Raw genomic sequence first — 19,668 nt, forward strand, 5'->3', positions numbered from 1 at the left:
GCGCAATTGGTGACTTGAGCACGGTGCCGAGTCCTCGCACCGTGCTCAAGTCACCAATTGCGGACGGGGCGCAGGTGGCTCAGGCGGCGTCGTCGACGTTGCGCCGCCGGCCGGCGAGGTACCCGAACACCGAGGCGCCGACGCCGATGGCCAGGAACGCCCAGCCCGCGAGGGCGAAGCTGCCGGTCGCCTGGTGGATCTGCGCCACCAAGAGCGTGCCCACGGACCCGACCCCGTAGCCGATGCCCTGCATCATCCCGGAGAGGTTCACGGCGGTGTGGCCGTGCCGCGTGCGGAGCATGATCAGGGTCAGCGCGGCCGCGGTGAGGGCGCCCTGGCCGAGGCCCAGGAGCGCGATCCAGACCCAGATGAGCTGAAGCGGCCCGAGGACGCTGAGGGCGAACCCGACGGACGTCATCACGGCGAGGGTGACGTTCAGCGCGCGCTGGTCCCACAGGCGCGCGGCCAGGCTCGGCGCGAACAGGGAGCCGAGCATCTGGAGCACGATCGAGGCCGAGACCATGAGCCCGGCGGTGGCGCCGTCGATCCCGCGCTCGCGCAGGATCGGGGACAGCCAGGCGAACACGCTGAAGGACGTCATGGCCTGGAAGAGCATGTACAGGGTCACGTGCCACGCGGTGGACGAGCGCCACACGCCCGGTCCGGCCTCGGCGGGATGCCCGGCCGGGGTCCCGCGGTGGCGCGCGCGCACGGCCACGGGAACGAACAGCACCGCCACGGCCAGCGCCGGGAACGCCCAGAAGAGCAGGGCCGAGCTCCACGATCCGGTCGCCTGGAACACGGGGTACGTGAAGCCCGCCCCCAGGGCGGCGGAGGCGACGATCGCCGCGGTGTACAGGCCGCCCATGAGTCCGAGCCGGTGCGGGAAGTCCTGCTTGACCTCGCTGGGGAGGATCACGTTGCACAGCGCGATCGCCGCCCCGCATAGCGCGGTCCCGAGGATGAGCCCCGGCAGGTGCCCGGCCGGCCCCCACTCCGACGGCCGCACGAGCAGCCCCGCGGTCAGCACGGCCATGGCCCCGAGGAGCACGCGCTTGGAGCCGAGCCTCCGCGAGAGCACCGGCGCGAGGGGAGCGAAGACGCCCAGCAGCGTCACGGGCGCGGTGGTGAGCAGGGAGATGCCCCACTCCGGCACCGAGCCGCTGGCCCGGACCTCCGTGAGCACGGCCCCGAAGCTGGAGAACGCGGTGCGCAGGTTCAGCCCGATGAGCACGAGGCACAGCCCGAGGAACGCGAGCCGGGCCCGGCTGGGAGGTGCGGCGGCCCGGGGGCGTGCTTCGGGTGCATGGATCACTCGTGCCATGCGTCAGAGCGTAGCGGTCAGACCACAGAGGCTTCGACTCCGCCCGCCCAACGAGACGCCCCCGGCCGCCACCCTGGCGCTTAGGCTGGCCCCATGAGGATCGCCGTGGTGGGTGGAACGGGGACGGCCGGGTCGCGGGTCGCGGCGCTGGCGGACGAGCAGGGCCACGACGTGGTGGTGATGACCCGCAGCGCCGGGGTCAACCTCGTCACGGGCGAGGGGCTCGTCGAGGCGCTCGACGGCGCCGACGTGGCGATCGATGCCTCGAGCCCCACCCCGCCAGACGCGAGCATGAGCCGCTTCGACGCCGTCGTGCGGTCGGGGCGGAACCTCGTGGATGCGTGCGTCGAGGCGGAGGTGCGGCGCCTCGTCCTGCTCTCCATCGCCAACATCGAGAAGCCGGACTTCGACACCTTCAGCTACTACGTCGCCAAGCGCGACCAGGAGGAGGCCGTGCGGGACAGCGGGCTCGAGGTCTCCGTGGTCCGCTCGGCCCAGTGGTTCGAGTTCGCGGAGCACTCGAGCGCCGTCGACTACGCCGAGGACCGCGTCACGGTGCAGGACTGGTACGTCCAGCCCATCGCGGTCGCCTCCGTGGCCGAGGTCCTGGTCCGCGAGGCCACGCGCCGCAGGGCCCGGGACACGACGATCGCCGGCCCGGAGGCCGTGCGGCTGCCCGAGCTCGTGCGCCGCCTGCTGCTCGCCCGGCAGGACCCGCGCCCGGTGGTGGCGGTGGACGCCCCGTTGCCGGGATTCGCCAACGGGGCGCTCCTGGCTCCTGCCGGTGCCGAGATCCTGGGCCCCGGGGTCGCGGGGTGGATCGCTGGCCGCGCCAACGCCGGCGCCCCTCAGAGCGGCGCCCCTCAGGGCGGCGCCGAGTAACCTGCCGGGCCCCGGGGACGGTGGCACCAGCGGGCCGCTCCCGGAGCCACCAGGGACGCCCGCCTGAGCGAAAGGACCCCGCATGCCCGTGCCCACCAGCCTCGAGGAGTTCGTGATCCGATGGGACGCATTCCGCGCCGGCATCGGCTTCGAGGAGATCACGGACACCCTGGCCATCGAGCCGCACGCGTGCGACGGCGCGTCCCTCGCCATGCGCATGCCCCTCGCCGCGCGCCTGCGGCAGGCCGGCGGGATGTTCGCCGCCACGGCGCTGTTCGGTGCGGCGGACGTGACCGGGACGTTCCTGGCGATGCAGGTCGTGGAGCCTGGCCACTTTCCGCTCGCCGCACAGTCCAGCCTGAACTTCATCGACAACTCGCGCGTGGGTCCGGCGATCGCCACGGCGCGGATCGTGCGCGCGGGGCGCACCATCGTGGTGGCCTCCGTGGACGTGGCGGACGCCGGCGGGAAGGTCCTCGCCACCTCGACCTTCACCTACGTCCCCATGCCGTCCGCGGGACGGGACCGCGAAGGGGAAGGGCGCGCGCAGGAGACAGCTCCGGGCACGCAGGCCTAGCCGGATCGCCGGACTGGGGGATTTCGGGGCGGACCGGGTGACGCCGACGCGCCAATCCGCGCGGGCTGTTGAGGTGGCCGCGCCGCGCTGGTAGGCATGGGCCATGCGGTCCCCCACGGTGGAAGCGATCCAGCCGCCGTTCAACGCGGTCATCTTCGACCTCGACGGCGTCGTCACGGACACGGCCGCCGCGCACGAGGCCGCCTGGCGGGAGCTCTTCGACGCGGTCCTGCGGGACCCGCGCGTGGGCGCCGGCGCCGACACCGGCCCGTTCCGGCATGAGGACTACTTCGAGTACGTGGACGGGCGCCCCCGCGAGGAGGGGGTCTCCGCCTTCCTGGCCGCGCGCGGCATCACCCTGCCCGCCGGGGACGAACGGGACGCACCCGGGGCGTGGACTGTGCACGGGCTCGCGGCCCGCAAGAACGAGCTCTTCGCGCGGCGCCTCGCGGCGTCCGGGGTGGAGGTCTTCCCCGAGTCCGCCGACCTCGTGGCCAGGCTGCGCGCCGGGCGCATCCCCGTGGCGCTGGCGACCTCGAGCCGCAACGCCCGTCCGGTGCTCGAGGCGGCCCACCTCCAGGATGCGTTCAGCCTCGTCCTGGACGGGAACGAGGCGGCAGAGCTCGGGCTCCCGGGCAAGCCGGATCCGGCCCTCTTCCTCGAGGCCGCCCGTCGGCTGGGGGTGGATCCGCCCCGGGCGGTGGTCATCGAGGACGCCGTGGCCGGGGTGCAGGCCGGCCGGCGGGGCGGGTTCGGGCTCGTCGTGGGGATCGACCGGGGCGGGCGGCGGGCCGAGCTCGAGGACGCGGGCGCCGACCTCGTGCTCCGCGACGTCGGCGAGCTGGACTTGGGCCTCGTGCTCGCGGATCCCTGGACGCTCGTCTACGAGGGCTTCGACGCCGGGCACGAGGGCCACCGGGAGGCCCTGACCACCCTCGGCAACGGGTACATCGGCGTGCGCGGGGCCGCCCCGGAGTCGATCCGTGGCGGCACGGGGTACCCGGGGACGTACCTCAGCGGTGTGTACAACCGGGTGGTGAATCTGGTCCAGGACCAGGAGACCGAGGACGAGCACCTGGTCAACGCCCCCAACTGGCTCCCCGTGGACCTGCGGGTCGCCGGGGGCGAGTGGTGGTCGCGGGGCGGCCTCACGGTCCGCCGCGAGCGCCGCGTGCTGGACCTCGGTGCCGCGCTGCTGCGCCGCGAGGTGGACCTCGAGGACGACGCCGGGCGGCGGCTCCGCGTCCAGCAGCGGCGGTTCGTCTCGATGGCGGAGCAGCAGCTCATGGCCCTCGAGACCACGGTCACCGCCCAAGGCTGGAGCGGGCAGGCGGAGGTCCGCAGCGGGGTGGACGTGGACGTGGCGAACGAGAACGTGCTCGAGGACGCCCTCCTGGCCCGCCGGCACCTGCGCGACGCGACCCCCGCGGGCGGCGACAGTGAGGCGGAGGCGGAGGCCGGCGTCGTGATCGAGGCCGAGACGCTGCAGAGCGGGGTCCGGATCGCCGTGGCCCTGCGCCACACGGTGGACGGGCGCGTGCCCGCGGGATCGACCGGCGGCCAGGTGGGCGGCCTGCACTACCGCCAGTTCGCCCTCGCGCTCCACGACGGGGTGCCCGTGCGCGTTGTCAAGACGGCCGCCTATGCGACCTCGCGGGACCGCGCCGTCTCCTCGCCCCGGACGGGGGCCGCCGCGGTGCTCGACCGGTGCCGGGGCGGGTTCGACGAGCTGCTCGCAGCCCACGGCCTGGTGTGGGAACGCGTGCGGCGGCTGTTCACGGTGGCGATCGACGCGGCCCCGGACGTCCAGCCAGTGGTCAACCTGCATGTGTTCCACCTGCTCCAGACCCTCTCGCCCTTCGTCACCGAGCTGGACGTGGGCGTGCCCGCCCGCGGCCTGCACGGCGAGGGCTACCGCGGGCACGTGTTCTGGGACGAGCTGTTCGTGCTGCCGCTGATCACGTCCCGGATCCCGGCTGTGTCCCGCTCGCTCATCGCCTACCGGTGGCGGCGGCTGCCGGCAGCGAGGCTCGCGGCGGCCACGGCTGGGCTCAAGGGCGCGCTGTTCCCGTGGCAGAGCGGGAGCGACGGGCGGGAGGAGACGCCGCGATGGCTGTTCAACCGCCGCTCGGGGCACTGGATCCCGGACGTCTCGCGGCTGCAGCGGCACGTGGGGCTGGCCGTCGCATTCAGCGCCTGGCAGTACTTCGAGGCGACCCAGGACCGCTTCTGGCTGCTGCGGCACGGCGCGGAGCTCGTGGTCGAGGTGGCCAGGCTGTTCGCCTCGCTCGCGGAGCAGGAGGCCGCCGAGGACCGCTTCCACGTGCGCGGCGTCATGGGACCGGACGAGTACCACACCGGCTACCCGGACCGGGACACGCCCGGGCTCGACGACAACGCCTACACGAACGTCATGGCCGCATGGACCTGCCAGCAGGCCTGCCGGATCCTCGATATCGTCGCGGGCCACGACCGGGAAGACCTCGTGGCGCGGCTCGCGATCGACCCGGAGGAGGTCCGGCGCTGGGAGCACCTCAGCAGGCGCATGTCGGTGCCGTTCCACGACGGCGGGATCATCAGCCAGTTCGCCGGCTACGAGGACCTCGAGGAGCTGGACTGGGAGGCGTACCGGGAGAAATACCACAACATCGAGCGGCTCGACCTGATCCTCGAGGCCGAGGGGGACACCACCAACCGCTACCGGCTCGCCAAGCAGGCCGACACCCTCATGCTGCTCTACCTCCTCGGCGAGGAGGAGCTGCTCGCCGTACTGGCACGCCTGGGCTACACCGTCACGGCGGAGCAGCTGGACCGGGCCGTGGACTACTACCTCGCCCGTACCGCGCACGGCTCGACCCTCAGCCGCGTGGCACACGCCTCGGTGCTGGCCCGCAGGGACCCCGAGCGGGCGTGGGAGACGTTCCGCGAGGTCCTCGATGCCGACCTCGACGACACCCAGGGCGGCACGACCCAGACGGGCATCCACTTGGGCGCCATGGCGGGCTCGATCGACGTGGTCCAGCGCAGCTTCGCGGGCCTTCGCCTGACGGGCAACGACCTCGTCTTCGCCCCGCGGCTGCCGCGGGAAGTCCGCTCGGTCTCCTTCCGGGTGCGCTACCGGGACCAGCTCCTGGATGTCAGCCTCACCCACGAGGCCCTCGAGGTGGTATCGGCACCCGGCGACGCCGCACCTGTCCGCGTCCGGGTGGGCGCCGACGAGGCCCTGCTCCACCCGGGCGCCGCGCACCGGTTCAGGCTTGTGCCTCTCGCCGAGGGGGCGCCCACCCTCTAGCCTTCTGCTATGCAGAATACGCGGATCGTGAAGCGGCCGGAGTACGCGGTCGATTCGGTGGACAACGCGCTGCGGATCCTCCTGCTGCTGCAGGAGCGCGAGTGGCTGCGGATCGCCGAGGCGGCACGCGAGCTCGGGGTGGCCCCCTCGACCGCCCACCGGCTCATGTCCACCCTCGTGTTCCGCGGCTTCGCCCTCCAGGACGACCAGCGCCGCTACACCGCCGGCCCCAGCCTCGCCGCCGGGCCCGCGCAGCGCCACGTGCGCGGCCTCGTCGCGACGGCCCGCCCCCACCTCGAGGCCCTCGCGGTTCAGAGCCGGGAGACCGTGAACCTCGTGGAGCGCGTGGGCGCCTCCGTGCGCTTCCTCTTCTCGGCCGAGGGCCCGCAGCTCCTGCGCGTCGGGGACCGCACGGGCACGGTGCTCCCGGCCCTGACCTCCTCGGGCGGCCTCGCGGCCCTGGCGGCCCTGCCCGATGCGGTGGTGGAACAGCTGTACACGGGCCGGGGTGCGCAGCTGGGCGGCCACGCCCTCACCCCTGCAGAGCTCGCGGACCTCCGCCGCGAGCTCGCCGAGACCCGGGCGCGGGGGTACTCGCGCAACCTGGGCCGGACCGAGCCGGAGATCGCCGCGGTGGGCGTGGCGCTCGCGCTGCCGGAACGGCCCGGCACGCTCGCCGTGACGCTCAGCGCCCCGATCTCCCGGGCCGCCGCCCTCGAGCGGCCCGAGACGGTCGCGCCGCTGCGGGCCGCGTGCGCAGCGCTCCAGCGCGACTTCGCAATCTAAGCCGTCTCAGGCGCATCGATTCTGCACAACAGAATGGACAGGGTCCTTCCGTGATACCTGTCACTACCCTCGAAGCAGGGCCCCGCGGGCAGTGCCGCCCGCGGGGCCGACCAGAACCGCTAGCGAGCAACGAGGAGCGTCTGTGCAGTTCTACCTTGACGGCTACCGTCCCGGAGACCCCGAAGACCGCCCCGCGGCCCCCCGCGTCGAGCCCGCTGCGGGGAGCGGCGCACTGCCTGAGGAGGTGGACGTCCTCGTGGTCGGCACGGGCCCCGCCGGCGTGTTCCTCGCCGCCCAGCTCGCCGAGTTCCCCGGCATCACCACCCGCGTCGTGGAGCGCCGCGGCGGCCCGCTCGAGCTCGGCCAGGCCGATGGGGTCGCGTGCCGCACCGTGGAGATGTTCACCGCGTTCGGCCTCTCCGAGAAGCTCCTCCGTGAGGCCTACTGGGTCAACGAGACCGCCTTCTGGGGGCCGGCGGGCAGCGGGATTGCCCGCACCGGCCGCATCCGGGACGTGGCGGAGGGCCTGTCCGAGTACCCGCACGTGATCGTCAACCAGGCCCGCATGCAGGACTACCTCCTCGAGAAGATGCGCACCTCCCCCTCACGGCTCGTGCCGGACTACGGGCTCGAGGCCACCGACGTCGAGATCCTGCCCGGGGGCGGCGACCACCCCGTGAAGGTGACACTGCGGCGCGAGGGCGGGGACACCGCCGTCGTGCGCGCGAAGTATGTGGTGGGATGCGACGGCGCCCGGTCGGCAGTGCGGAAGTCGCTCGGGATCGAACTGCGCGGCGATGCGCGCAACCACGCGTGGGGCGTCATGGACGTGCTCGCGGTGACGGACTTCCCGGACATCCGGCTCAAGTCCGTGATCCAGGGACCCTCCGGCGGCAATATCCTCATCATCCCCCGTGAGGGCGGCTACCTGGTCCGCTTCTACGTGGACCTCGGCGACCTCGAGCCGGGCGACCGCGAGGCCAGGAAGCGGTTCACCCGCGAGTCGATCGTCGAGGCGGCGCAGAAGGTCCTGCACCCGTACACCCTCGAGGTCAAGGACACCGCGTGGTGGTCCGTGTACGAGGTGGGGCAGCGGATCGCGGACCGGTTCGACGACGTGCCCGACGCCGAGCGCGGCTCGCGCACCCCGCGCGTGTTCATCGCCGGGGACGCCTGCCACACCCACAGCGCCAAGGCGGGCCAGGGGATGAATGTCTCGATGCAGGACGGCTTCAACTTGGGCTGGAAGCTCGCGGCGGTGCTCGAGGGGCGCAGCCCGGAGTCGCTCCTGGACACATACGCCGGGGAGCGGCGCGCGATCGCGCAGGAGCTGATCGACTTCGACCTGCGCTTCTCCACCATGATGGCGGCCAGGCCCAAGGACCCCGACCGTCCCGAGGCCGGCGGGGTGGACGCCGCGGAGAAGCAGCGCATCTTCACCGAGGCGGGCCGCTTCACGGCCGGCTTCGCGACCGAGTACGCGCCCGGGGCCCTGACGGGCTCGGGCGAGCACCAGTCGGCCGCGGCGGGCTTCCCGGTCGGGCAGCGGTTCTACTCGGCGCCGGTGGTCCGGGTGGCGGACGCGAAGGAGATCGGGCTCGGGCAGGTGGCCCGCGCGGACGGGCGGTGGCGGATCTATGCGTTCGCCGGCGCCGGCGACCCGCATTCCGCCGAGTCCGGCATTGCCCGGTTCTGCCGCTTCCTCGCCGAGTCCCCCGAGTCGCCGGTGCTGCACTTGACGCCGAACGGCGCCGATCCGGACGCGGTGTTCGATGTGCGCGCGGTGTTCCAGCAGGGCCACCGGGACCTCGCGGTGGAGAAGCTGCCTGAGTTCCTCAAGCCGCGCAAGGGCCGGTTCGGGCTGGTGGACTACGAGAAGATGTTCGCCCCGGACCTCAAGGCCGGCCGGGACATCTTCGACGAGCGCGGGATCGACCGCGAGCGCGGCGCGATCGTGGTGGTCCGCCCTGACCAGTACGTGGCCCAGGTCCTCCCGCTCGACGCCCACGCCGAGCTCGCGGGGTTCTTCGACGGGATCCTGCTGCCGGCGCCGCAGCCCGCGCGGGTCTGAGTGCCCACCCTCGAGGAGTCACCTCCGCGCCCTTGAGGGGTCACCTCCGCGGCGTTGGGGAGTCACCTCCGCGGCGTTGGGGAGTCATCTCCGCGTCCTCAAGGAGTCAAGGTCCTGACAATGGCCCCGCAAGGCGCCGGACGTGACCCCTCAAGGTGCAGGACGTGACCCCGCAATGGGGCTGCCACAGACCCCTCAAGGTCGGAGGGCAGGGGCGAGGGGAGCAGGGCGGTGGCTACAGCGCGGATCGATGGCTAGAGCGCCGCGCTGATCCGCTCCCCCTCGGCCTCGAGCCAGGCAAGCCGGCGCTGGATCTTCTCCCCCACCCCGTCGTCCCACATCCGCGCCCAGCCGCCCCCGAGCGTCTGGGCGCGGTGGCGCATGAGGTGCCAGGACCGCTCGGTCCGCCGCACGGCCGTGGGGACGAGACGGGCGCGGCCGGCGCCGTCGAGCCCGTAGGCGTCCGCCACGAGGCGGGTGCGCACGACGGCGTCGACTCGCCTGAGTGCGTCGCTGCGGTCCCGCTCGGGAGCCAGGGGCGCCCAATGGAGGCACAGGTTCACGACCTCGTCGACGCGGGTGGCCGGGCGGACCAGGTCGAAGTCGATGAGGGCCACGGCCTCGCCGCCGCGGAACACCACGTTCTCGGGCGTGATGTCCAGGTGCCCGATCAGCTCCGGGGCCGCATCCGGCTCCGGCGGCATGCCGGGCAGCTCCGGCGGGGCGACCGGCTCGAGGAGGTGCGCCGGGGGCGCGAAGCCGGCCACGGCGTCGTCGTACGCCCGCAGGAGGCGCGCCACCGAGGCGAGCCGGGAATCGTCGGCGAGCCATGGAGGGTGCGGGCGCCCGGCAACCTCGCCCTCGATGAAGGTGAGCACCTCCCGGCCGCGCCCGTCGAGGCCCCGGAACCGCGGGGAGCCCGCGAACCCCACGGCCTCGAGGTGCGCCAGGACGGCGTGGACGAGCGGCGAATGCGGCCCGAGGGGCCGGCGCACCGTGTCCCCCACGCGCACGATCCCCTCGGTGACGTCCCCGCCGGCGAGCGGGACCTCCTCAGTGCTCGTCGTAGTGGTGCTCGTGCTCGGCGTGCTTGTGGCCGTCGTGGACGTAGTCGACGTGGTCGCCATGCTGGATCTCCTCGTGGCCGCAGCCGGGCCCGTGCCGGTGGTCCTGGGCGCTGTGCTCGGCGACGTGCTCATGCTCGTCGTAGTGGTCTCCGTGGAGGAAGTGGCGGTGGTCGTCGTGCACGTAGTCGACGTGGCCGCCGTGCTCCACCGCCTCGTGGCCGCAGCCGTCTCCGTGCTCGTGGTCGGAGATCCGGTGTGACTCATGGACGTGCGTCTTGGTCATCTGTGCCAGCCCCTTCGCCGTGCGTGGGTGGCATCCCGGCGGCTCGCCGGGCGCCTGGGGCCAAGCCTACGGACGGCGCAGCGCGGGAGGCCAGAGGCCGTGTGATGACCGGCAAATATTTCCACCTTGTGAAATCCAAATTTCTTCTTGCGAAATCCTAAGTGAGGGTCCTACTCTGGGTATACCAATCCGGACCGTGAGGCAGCTCACTCGGCGGCCCCACCGACACAGAAATGGCAATCCGATGAATCCCTCTGCTGGCGCCGCGCTGAAGGCGAGTTCGGTGCGCGCCGGGAAGCGCCGGCAACGTCGCCGCCTTCCCCAGACTCTGATCGTCCGTGGACGTCCGAGACCGATAGGCCGTCCGCGGCCGCCCATCGGTCTCGCCTGACGCCACGTTCGACGCAGAGCACTCCACCGCAGCTGACCATCGGCGGCACCGCCACGGCGGGCCTGCCGCGCACGGGCCGGAGCGCACCACGCCCGGCTTCGTGCAGTGAGTCCCCCTCTTCATTGCCCAGGAGCTTCCTTTGCTGTCTCAAGCATCCAAGAACACCCACCACGAGCCTGCGGTCAAGGCGGTGCGCCCGCGTGGCAAGGCCCGCTGGAGCATCGCGCTGCTGATGGGCTTCGGCATCCTCATCAACTACGTGGACCGCCTCTCGATCTCGGTCACGCAGGGCCCCCTCACCAAGGAGTTCGGCCTCACCGCGATCGAGTTCGGAGTCCTCTCCTCGGCCTTCCTGTGGTCCTACGCGATCATGCAGATCCCCTCCGGCATGCTGCTGGACCGCTTCGGCGTCAAGAAGGTCTGGGGTGCCAGCGCCGTGCTGTGGACCGTGGCCTCGGTCCTGACGGCGATCGCCTCCGGCGCCTGGGTGATCGTCCTCGCCCGCGTCTTCCTCGGCGTCGCGGAGGCCCCCGCCTTCCCCGGCGCGATGAAGGCCACCGGGCTCTGGTTCCCGCGGCACGAGCGGGGCCTGTGCACCGCGATCTTCGACAGCGGGACGCGTCTGGCCAACGTCCTCGGCCTGCCGCTCATCGCCTTCACCGTCGCCACCTGGGGCTGGCGCGAGGCCTTCTGGCTCCAGGCCGTCCTCTCCCTCGTGTTCCTGGGCGCCTTCCTCTGGCGCTACACCGGACCGAAGCACAAGCTGTCCAAGGGCTCGCTCTCGGCCGAGGAGTACCGCTACATCATCGACGGCGGCGCGACGAGCGAGGACGTGCGCCCCGCGAGCGACTGGTCGACCATCGCCTACCTCCTGCGCCAGCGCAAGGTCTGGGGGCTGTCGCTGGGCCTGGCCGGCGCCGGCTACGTGCTGTGGATGCTGCTGACCTGGCTGCCGGGCTACATGCAGACGAGCATGAACCAGAGCGTGCTGCAGAGCGGCATCTACGCCGCCGTCCCGGCCCTGGCCATGTTCGTCTCCGAGCTGACGATCGGCGGCTGGTGGGTGGACCGCGTGATCGGCCGCGGGGCGAATGCGGACAAGGTCCGCAAGGGTGTGCTCGTCGCCGGGATGATCGTGGCCCTCTTCACGGTGGGCGCCGCGTTCAGCAACTCCCCGATCGTGGCGATCACGTGGATCGCCATCGGCAGCGCCGGGATCGCGCTCGTGTACGTGACGAGCAACTCGCTGCCGGCCCTGATCGCACCGGAGGGCAGCGCCGGCTCCCTGGCCGCGATCGTCAACTGCGTGAACCTGCTCGCGGGCGTCGCCGCGCCGATCGTCACCGGCTTCATCGTCGACGCCACCGGCCACTTCGTCTACGCGTTCATCATCGGCGGCGTCGCCCTCGTGGGCGGCCTGGCCTCGTATCTGCTCCTCATGGGCAGGATCGAGCCGATCCCCGCCCCTGCCGTGACGGTCGCCGCCGAGGACTGACCGGCGCACCCTCCGACGCACGACGGCGGCCCCGCACCTTTTGGGTGCGGGGCCGCCACTGCGTCACGCCGCCTGCAGGGCCTCCTCGACGCGCCCCATGACGGTCTCGAACCGCCGCAGCAGGACCTCCTGCCTGCTCGCGGGCCAGTGCGAGTAGACCAGGCCGATGCTGACCACCCCGCGGGGGGCACCTCGAAGTGGGCGTACAGCTCGCCGTCCGGGGACCGGCCCAGTTCCGTGCCCTCCCCCGCCTCGACCTCCTCGACCGAGTCCGGCACGAGGAACACCGCGGCGCTGATCTGGCCCAGCAGGAACTCCTGCGCGCCCTTCCCGAGCCGCTCCACGGGCAGGAGGCCGGCGGTCTCCGCGGAGAGCAGGCCGTCGCTGAGGACGAAGACGAAGCCGCCCGGCGTGCTCACGAGCGCGCCGTTGAGCTCGACCGAGTCGGCGTTGCCCTGCGGGACGATCATGAATCCGGGCAGCAGGACCGACTCGTCCATGTACAGCTCGCGGTTGAAGTGCGGATCCGACGCCGCGGCGAGCTCGAGCGCTGCGCGCATCATCAGCGGCTCGGCCTTGGCCTCCACGGACAGCAGCGGGTCGTCCCAGGCCGCCTCCTCGGATTCCTGCGCCATCTCCTCGAGCGCCTGCTCGGCGGCGGGCATGTGCCGCAGCACGAGGCGTGCGGACTCCTCCGCCCCGAACAGCACCGCGCCGGCGCCGAGCAGCGCGACCACGGCATCCCGGGTCGTCACCTGCGGACCCAGCTGCCCCTCGAGCAGCTCGACCACGCGGAGCGCCCCGGCCTGGTCCAGGACGCAGCCGGCGGCCTCGCCGGTGCGGCGGCCGGGCGGAACGGCGCAGGCCTCGGCGAGCACGGCGGCGAGCCCGTCGGGGACGCCCTCGCCGACGAGCCGCAGTGCCAGGGTCAGGCCCGGTGGAGTGGTAGGCATCCATCAATCCTCCCGGGGCACGCGGGGCAGGGTCAACCAAGGAGGCGCCGGATGACGGCGTGGTGGGTCGGGCAAAACACCCAGCCTCCCACGTCCCGCTCACGATGTGCCACTGGAATCGCCCGGCCGTCCCCCCGACTGGAATTGGGTATCCAAGGCGTGTAGTTTTCTGCGGTGGCGGCCCTTGGCTGCATGGGGGGCTTGGCTCGAAGGGGCCATTTCGACCGATGCAGGCACCGCGCGCACAGCGCAGAAGGGACGGCTACGTGGATTCGGGGGCCTTGAAGCGGACGTGGTCGATCGCGGCCGGCCTGGGGGACGACGTCCCGCTGTACTTCTACTCGCACCTCTTCGCGCACCACCCCGAACTCCGGGAGATGTTCCCCGTGGCGATGGGCGCCCAGCGGGACAAGCTGTTCGCGGCCCTGGGCCACATCATCAGCCATGTCGACCGGATCGACGACGTGGGCGAGTTCGTGCGCCAGCTCGGCCGGGACCACCGGCGCTTCTCGGTCATCCCCGAGCACTACTCGATGGTCGGGTCCTCGTTCCTGGCCACGCTTCAGCGCTTCGTCGGCGCCGAATGGACCGACGCGGTCGCCAAGGACTGGGCTCAGGCCTATGGCATCATCGCCAAGGTCATGGTGATCGCCGCCGAGGACGCCTCGGACGAGACGCCGCCGTGGTGGGAAGGCGAGGTGACCGCCGTCGACCGCCGCAGCCTCGACGTCGCCGTCCTGCAGGTGCGCCTTCCCCAGGACTTCACCTATGTCCCGGGCCAGTCCGTCGCTGTGGAGGTCCCTGCACTGCCCCGTACGTGGCGCTACCTGAGCCCGGCGAACGCGCCCCGGCCCGACGGCACCGTCGAGTTCCACGTCCAGCTCGTCCCCGGCGGCCTCTTCAGCACGGCGGCCGTGCGCAAGACTTCCCCCGGCGACGTGATCCGGGTCGGCGCGCCAGTGGGCGAACAGCTCACTGCCGACGGCGGCCGCGACCTCCTGCTGGTGGCCGGCGGCACCGGCCTCGCACCGCTCTCTGCCGTCCTCGACGGCGTTGCGGCCAGGTGGCGCCAGGACGGCTCCGGGCCCCGCGTGGACCTCTTCCACGGCGCCCGTGTGCCCTGGAACCTCTACGACGAGGCGCGGCTCGCGGACCTTGCCGCCCGCGAGCCGTGGTTCTCCTTCCACCCGGTCGTCTCGGACGACGCGACCTTTCCCGGCTACCGCGGCTGGGTCGGCGCCGCCGCAGCCTCGCACCCGTCCGCCGCGGGGCGCCTGGCGCTGGTGTGCGGCTCGGGCGCCATGGTCTCCCACACCGTCGGCGAACTCGTCGGAGCGGGAGTGCCCCGCGGCGACATCCGGTACGAGGACTACACCGGCGTCGAGGACAATTCCTCACCCACCGGAGAAGAGCAGCTAGAAGGGACACGATGAGCACCACCACGAACGGAACCCGGATCAGCCCGTCCGACGTCCGCACCGCCACCTTCCACCAGGTGGAGTACGGCTACGACCCCCAGGCGGTGCGCCGCTTCCTCCAGGCCGTCTCGGACCAGCTGGACGCCGACCGCGTCCAGCTCGAGGCCCGGGAGACGGCCGGCAAGGAGGAGATGGTCAGGATCATCAGCCAGGCCCAGGTCCTGGCCGAGAAGTTCGTCGCGGAAGCCGAACAGTACTCCAAGGACCTCGTGGCCAGCGCCCGCACGCAGTACAGCGAGATCCTCCGGCGCGCCGAGCAGGCCGCCGGGAACCAGGCACCGGCCGCCGCGCCCGCCGCGCCTGCCGGGGGTCCCGAGTACCACACCCCGATCGACGAGATCGAGTACGTCCGCACCTACACCAAGGTCGCCCAGGTCCAGCTCCGCGCGGTCATCGATGCCCTCGCAGCCCAGGTCGACCGGCTCGGTGACGTCCCGGGCGCGCAGCGGGCGCTCGGCAGCTCCCAGGACCAGAATCCCCGCTGACCTTCCCTCTTCTCCCGTCGACCCGCCGACCCCAGCCGCCCACCTCCGTTCCGCCCGAGGGCGCCCCTCCGTGGTGCCCGTGAGGAGTAACCCAGCATGCTCTCTGAAACGTCCGCGCCCATCATCAAGGCGACCCTCCCCGCCGTCGGGGAGAACATCCAGACGATCGCCCAGCGCTTCTACGACCACCTCTTCCAGGCCCACCCGGAGCTGTTCAACGGCGTGTTCAACCGCGGGAACCAGGCGGACGGCCAGCAGCAGCAGGCCCTCGCCGGTTCCGTTGCCGCCTATGCCTCCATGCTGCTGGAGCGCCCGGGCGAGGTGCCCGAGGCCCTGCTCTCCCGCATCAGCCACAAGCACGCCGCCCTCGCCGTGACCCCCAAGCAGTACGAGGTGGTCCACGAGCACCTCTTCTGGGCCATCGCGGATGTGCTCGGCGAGGCCGTCACGCCCGAGGTGGCCGCCGCCTGGGACGAGGTGTACTGGCTGATGGCCAACACCCTGATCAACCTCGAGCGGGGGCTGTACGCGGACTTCGGCGGCCAGCCCGAGAACATCTGGCGCACGTGGCGTGTGGTGGAGAAGCGGCCCGAGACGGACGACGTCGTCTCGATCGTGGTCGAGCGGACCGACGAGCGCGACGTCTACCCGTCCCGGCCGGGCCAGTACGTCACGGTCCAGATGCCCACGGAGGACCAGCTCCACCAGCCCCGCCAGTACAGCCTCACCCGGGCCGACGACGGCCACCACCGCACCTTCGCCGTCAAGCGGGTCCACGACGCCGGACGTCCGGCAGGCGAGGTCTCGACCCTCATCCACGACTCCCTCGAGGTGGGCGACGAGATCATCCTCTCCGCACCGTTCGGGGACGTGGTCCTCGCCGAGGGAGACGGCCCCGTGGTGTTCGCCAGCGCTGGCATCGGCGTCACCCCGTTCGCCGGCATGCTCAGCCACCTCGCGGCCCAGGGCTCCCAGCGCGAGGTGCTGTTCCTGCACGCCGGCACCTCGCCGGAGAGCTTCCCGCTGCGCGACCAGGTCTCCCGGGACCTCGGGTCCCTGCCGAACGCAAGCCTGGAGGCGTGGTACGAGCAGCCCGGGCGGGAGCTCGCGGCCGGCGAGCACGAGGGCTTCATGGACCTCAGTGCAGTCGGGCTCCCCGCGGATGCGACCTACTACCTGTGCGGCCCGCTGCCCTTCATGAAGGCCGTGCGCAGCCAGCTGATCGGCCGGGGCACCCCCGCCAAGAAGATCCAGTACGAGGTGTTCGGCCCCGACCTCTGGCAGGCAGACACCGAGTAGCAGCGCACCCCGACGCACGACGGCGGCCCGCACCTTTCCGGTGCGGGCCGCCGTGCCGTACGGGGACAGTCAGCGGCCAGCGTGGGAGCTGAGGTTCTAGACCGCCACGGCGTTCGCGACGGCGAACACGTCGGCCGGCATCGGGCGGTGGAGCTTCCAGGTAATGGCGATCGGCTTCTCGCCGGAATGGCTGACGTAGCGAGCCGTTCCGAGGCACGTGTACTGCTGGGTCATGCCCCGTTCGTCTTCGGCGGCTTGGCGGGCAAAGAGCACGACGTGCGATTCCCCTGACAGGTAGCGCCGCCCGACGGGCGACGCAGACGTCGTCGAGCTCTGCGATTCCCAATGGAACAATTCTGGACTCACGGCGTAGTCCTTGTAGAGCGTTGTCGGTGAATGGTCCCGCTCATCCTTCTCGAGCGTGACCAGGAAGGCATCGACCCCGCTCTCCGGACACCAGGCCACGCCTTCACGGTGATTGGCAATCCGGTTCCCAGCAAGCTGGAATGCCGCCAGCAGTTCCTGGCGCGAGTACGTGGCATGGGACTGGATCGGAAGGTGAGCGAGTTCCAGCCCGAGCGCCCTGGGGGTGTGCCTCGCAGCATCGGCGGCGATGGCCACGATCTGCTCGATCTCGGCGCGTGCCCAGCGGAAGCTGCGAACGAAATCGAGTCCCGCATCGATGGCGGAGTCCTCCGTACCGAATTGCCCCTGCAATTCGAGGTTGAAGTAGAGCATCCGGGCGAAGAGCCGCTCTCGCACTCCCAGGTCCTCGAGGCGCGGGGCGTCCGGCTGGAGAAGCGATGTGTAGGCCTTCGCGCGTTCCAGGTCGTCTACGTGGAGGAACCGGGAGACCTTCCGCAGAATCTGCTGCTCGGCTTCACTCGCACTGCTGACGAGCTTCGTTGCGATGCGTTGCTCGAGGACGGAATCGGGACTGATGAGTTGTGCCGTCCGCAGGTATCCGGTCCACGAGTCGCGGGTTCCCCTGTACAGCTCACGCAAATCGGTCCCGGATTCGCGAAGGTAGACGGCAAGGTCTGTCGTCCCATGGGAGCGGATGTCTTCCATGACGGCCCGCCGGGTGAGGCGCAGCTGGGACCTGATGTTGTCGAGGACGATGCCTTGGGCCACGCGGTCGAGCTGGAGTTGGCAGCCGGAGGGAAGCGTCGGGAACTCCTGCTCGACCTCTAGAGCCAAGCGCTTGCGTCCGGTGCCGCCGAGCAGCGCACGGTACTTGGCATCGAATCTGAAGGCCCGGTGTTGCTGGCCGATGAAATCGAGCACCGTGAGAACTGCTTTTCCTTCGGCCCGGCGTAGCCCTCGGCCCAGCTGCTGAAGGAAGACCGTCGCGCTCTGCGTCGGTCTCAGCAGCAGAATGGTGTCGATCTCCGGCACGTCGAGGCCCTCATTGAAGAGGTCGACGGCGAAGAGGCAGTTGACCTCGCGATCGCGCAGCTTCCGGAGGGCTTCCGCGCGCTCCTCGTCCGGGGTCGAGCCGGAGACCGCAAGGGAGTCGATCCCGGCCCGAGTGAACACCCGGGCCATGTACTGCGCGTGCTGCACCGAGACACAGAAGCCGATGGCCCTCATGTCCGCAGTGCTGAGGACCTTGTCGCGCAGCGCTTCGATGACCTTGGCTGCCCGGGCGTCGTTCCCGGTGTACAGCGCATCCAGCTGGTTCAGGTCATAGCTTCCGCGCCGCCATTCGACCCGCGACAGGTCCACGTCGTCTGCAATGCCGAAGTAGTGGAAGGGAACGAGGAGATCCTCGCCGAGCGCGTCCCACAGCCTCATTTCGCTTGCAGTCCGGCCGCCGAAATACTCGTGGGCAACGCTGATGCCGTCACCGCGCTCGGGAGTCGCCGTGAGACCGAGGAGCTCGCTCGGTTCCAACTGCTCAAGGAGGCGGCGGTAGGTGGGCGCCGCGGCATGGTGGAACTCGTCAATCACGACGATCTCGAAGGCCACGGGTCCGAGGGACTGGAGAAGGTCTGAATCGAGAGACTGCACGGAAGCGAAGACGTGGCGCCACTCGCGGGGCTTCTCCCGTCCGACGAGGAGTTCGCCGAAGCTTCCGTCATTGAGCACGCGACGGTAGGTGGCGAGAGACTGCTCGAGAATTTCCCTGCGGTGGGCGACGAAGAGCAGGGTCGGCTTCTCGGGACGCCCCTGGGCGAGCCGTTTGTAGTCGAGGGCCGCCACTACGGTCTTGCCGGTGCCGGTTGCCGCCACGAGCAGGTTCCGGTGGTACCCCTTGGACCGTTCGGACTCGAGGTCGTCCAGCATTTCCTGCTGGTGGAGGTAGGGAACAACGTCAAGCCCTGTCGGCCCGAGGTCCCGCCGCCGTTCCTTGCTGCCTGAACGGCGGAGGGCTTCATCGAGGCGCGCGCCATCACGGTCGGGATCGTACGGAACGAATCGCCTGTCCTCCCAGTACGAGTCGAACGTTATCTGGAACTTCTGCAGGAGGCGGGGCGTGCCGATTCCGGAAAGTCGCACGTTCCATTCGAGACCGTCCAGAAGTGCAGGCTGGCTGAGGTTGGAACTGCCGACGTAGGCCGTGTCGAATCCGGTCACGCGGCGGAACAGCCACGCCTTGGCGTGGAGCCTCGTGGCATTCGTCTCGTAATTGATCCGCACTTCGGCGCCGTAGCGACGCACCAGCTCGTCAATGGCCTGGCGTTCGGTGGCGCCCATGTACGTCGTCGTGATCACACGGAATCGGGTTCCGCGGTCCTTGAGCTCGCGCAATTCAGACTCGAGGAGCCTCAGCCCGCGCCATTTGATGAAGGCACAGATCAGGTCCACTGAACTTGCGGACTCGATTTCGCGGCGCAGTTCGTGGGCGAGATTCGGGTCTTCGTGGCTTGCCGTCAGAAGGGCGGCATCGCTGAAAGGAGTGCTCGGACGGCGCAGCTCCCGGCGCCGCACATCGGTCGAGTCGTAGACGGCATGAAGGAGCGTCGGTCCCTCGAGGACGATGTCCGCCGCTTCGGGGCCCGATATCGAGGCGAGCAGCCGATTGGCGGTGGCAATCCGGTCTTCGGCTCGCTCAGAGGCGAGCCGTTCGCGAACCACATTCCCGATATGCCGTGCGAGGACCTCGGGCACATCGGTTTCGGGGATTCCCTCGAATGTCGTCGTCCGCCCTGGCCGCAAGGCCACAACGCGCCTTTGGAGCGCTTCGGTCCGCAGTGTTTCATACAGACCGTCCGGCAGACCGCCGTCGTCGATTCCCCCACTATCGCTCACGCCCTCAGCCTATTGGCTGAGTCCGACATT

Annotated in this window: 14 protein-coding genes; 9 read left to right on the plus strand and 5 right to left on the minus strand. The window is 71.0% G+C overall.

What is annotated here, in order from left to right; all coding sequences use genetic code 11:
- Positions 1 to 79: 79 nt before the first annotated feature.
- Positions 80 to 1,324, minus strand: coding sequence for an MFS transporter (locus SA2016_RS16970; protein WP_141305603.1), 1,245 nt, complete (start codon positions 1,322 to 1,324; stop codon positions 80 to 82).
- Between the two features lie 93 nt (positions 1,325 to 1,417).
- Here SA2016_RS16970 and SA2016_RS16975 point away from each other — a divergent pair, with 93 nt between their 5' ends.
- The 5 genes from SA2016_RS16975 to SA2016_RS16995 all read left to right on the plus strand — a co-directional run bounded on the left by SA2016_RS16975 (position 1,418) and on the right by SA2016_RS16995 (position 8,932).
- Positions 1,418 to 2,206 (plus strand): SDR family oxidoreductase, encoded by a 789-nt coding sequence (locus SA2016_RS16975; RefSeq protein WP_066500370.1) that lies wholly within the window; start codon positions 1,418 to 1,420, stop codon positions 2,204 to 2,206.
- 82 nt (positions 2,207 to 2,288) lie between these two features.
- Entirely contained in the window at positions 2,289 to 2,783 is a 495-nt protein-coding gene (locus SA2016_RS16980) for a PaaI family thioesterase (RefSeq protein WP_066500371.1), read from the plus strand.
- Between the two features lie 103 nt (positions 2,784 to 2,886).
- On the plus strand, positions 2,887 to 6,075 hold the full coding sequence (locus SA2016_RS16985) for a beta-phosphoglucomutase family hydrolase (RefSeq protein WP_066500373.1): 3,189 nt from the start codon (positions 2,887 to 2,889) through the stop codon (positions 6,073 to 6,075).
- Between the two features lie 9 nt (positions 6,076 to 6,084).
- Positions 6,085 to 6,861, plus strand: coding sequence for an IclR family transcriptional regulator (locus SA2016_RS16990; RefSeq protein ID WP_066500376.1), 777 nt, complete (start codon positions 6,085 to 6,087; stop codon positions 6,859 to 6,861).
- 142 nt (positions 6,862 to 7,003) lie between these two features.
- Positions 7,004 to 8,932, plus strand: coding sequence for an FAD-binding monooxygenase (locus SA2016_RS16995; protein WP_066500379.1), 1,929 nt, complete (start codon positions 7,004 to 7,006; stop codon positions 8,930 to 8,932).
- A gap of 254 nt (positions 8,933 to 9,186) precedes the next feature.
- Here SA2016_RS16995 and SA2016_RS17000 read toward each other — a convergent pair whose 3' ends face one another.
- Both SA2016_RS17000 and SA2016_RS21045 read right to left on the minus strand, forming a co-directional pair.
- Entirely contained in the window at positions 9,187 to 10,059 is an 873-nt protein-coding gene (locus tag SA2016_RS17000) for a phosphotransferase (protein WP_084249608.1), read from the minus strand.
- Positions 9,986 to 10,282 carry a hypothetical protein gene (locus SA2016_RS21045; RefSeq protein WP_084249609.1) on the minus strand — a complete coding sequence of 99 codons (297 nt, stop codon included), beginning with the start codon at positions 10,280 to 10,282 and terminating at the stop codon, positions 9,986 to 9,988. Before SA2016_RS21045 ends, SA2016_RS17000 begins: the two co-directional genes overlap by 74 nt.
- A gap of 530 nt (positions 10,283 to 10,812) precedes the next feature.
- Here SA2016_RS21045 and SA2016_RS17010 point away from each other — a divergent pair.
- The gene (locus tag SA2016_RS17010) at positions 10,813 to 12,168 is read left to right on the plus strand and encodes an MFS transporter (RefSeq protein WP_066500385.1); all 1,356 of its coding nucleotides are present in this window, start codon (positions 10,813 to 10,815) and stop codon (positions 12,166 to 12,168) included.
- Here the strand turns inward: SA2016_RS17010 and SA2016_RS21555 are convergent.
- Complete coding sequence (locus SA2016_RS21555) at positions 12,051 to 13,121, minus strand: hypothetical protein (protein ID WP_157089144.1); 1,071 nt, start codon at positions 13,119 to 13,121, stop codon at positions 12,051 to 12,053. The genes SA2016_RS17010 and SA2016_RS21555 overlap by 118 nt on opposite strands.
- Before the next feature lie 281 nt (positions 13,122 to 13,402).
- On the opposite strand from SA2016_RS21555, the gene SA2016_RS17015 reads away from it, so the two are divergent.
- The 3 genes from SA2016_RS17015 (at position 13,403) to SA2016_RS17025 (ending at position 16,383) form a co-directional block, all read left to right on the plus strand.
- Complete coding sequence (locus tag SA2016_RS17015) at positions 13,403 to 14,554, plus strand: globin domain-containing protein (RefSeq protein ID WP_218030608.1); 1,152 nt, start codon at positions 13,403 to 13,405, stop codon at positions 14,552 to 14,554.
- Positions 14,551 to 15,084 (plus strand): DivIVA domain-containing protein, encoded by a 534-nt coding sequence (locus SA2016_RS17020; RefSeq protein ID WP_066500388.1) that lies wholly within the window; start codon positions 14,551 to 14,553, stop codon positions 15,082 to 15,084. The genes SA2016_RS17015 and SA2016_RS17020 overlap by 4 nt, the downstream gene beginning before the upstream one ends.
- Positions 15,085 to 15,180: 96 nt before the next feature.
- Complete coding sequence (locus tag SA2016_RS17025) at positions 15,181 to 16,383, plus strand: globin domain-containing protein (protein WP_066500389.1); 1,203 nt, start codon at positions 15,181 to 15,183, stop codon at positions 16,381 to 16,383.
- Between the two features lie 96 nt (positions 16,384 to 16,479).
- Here SA2016_RS17025 and SA2016_RS17030 read toward each other — a convergent pair whose 3' ends face one another.
- Complete coding sequence (locus SA2016_RS17030) at positions 16,480 to 19,638, minus strand: DEAD/DEAH box helicase (RefSeq protein ID WP_174835402.1); 3,159 nt, start codon at positions 19,636 to 19,638, stop codon at positions 16,480 to 16,482.
- Between the last annotated feature and the right edge of the window lie 30 nt (positions 19,639 to 19,668).

Origin of the sequence: Sinomonas atrocyanea (genome assembly GCF_001577305.1) — a bacterium.
Taxonomy (GTDB): domain Bacteria; phylum Actinomycetota; class Actinomycetes; order Actinomycetales; family Micrococcaceae; genus Sinomonas; species Sinomonas atrocyanea.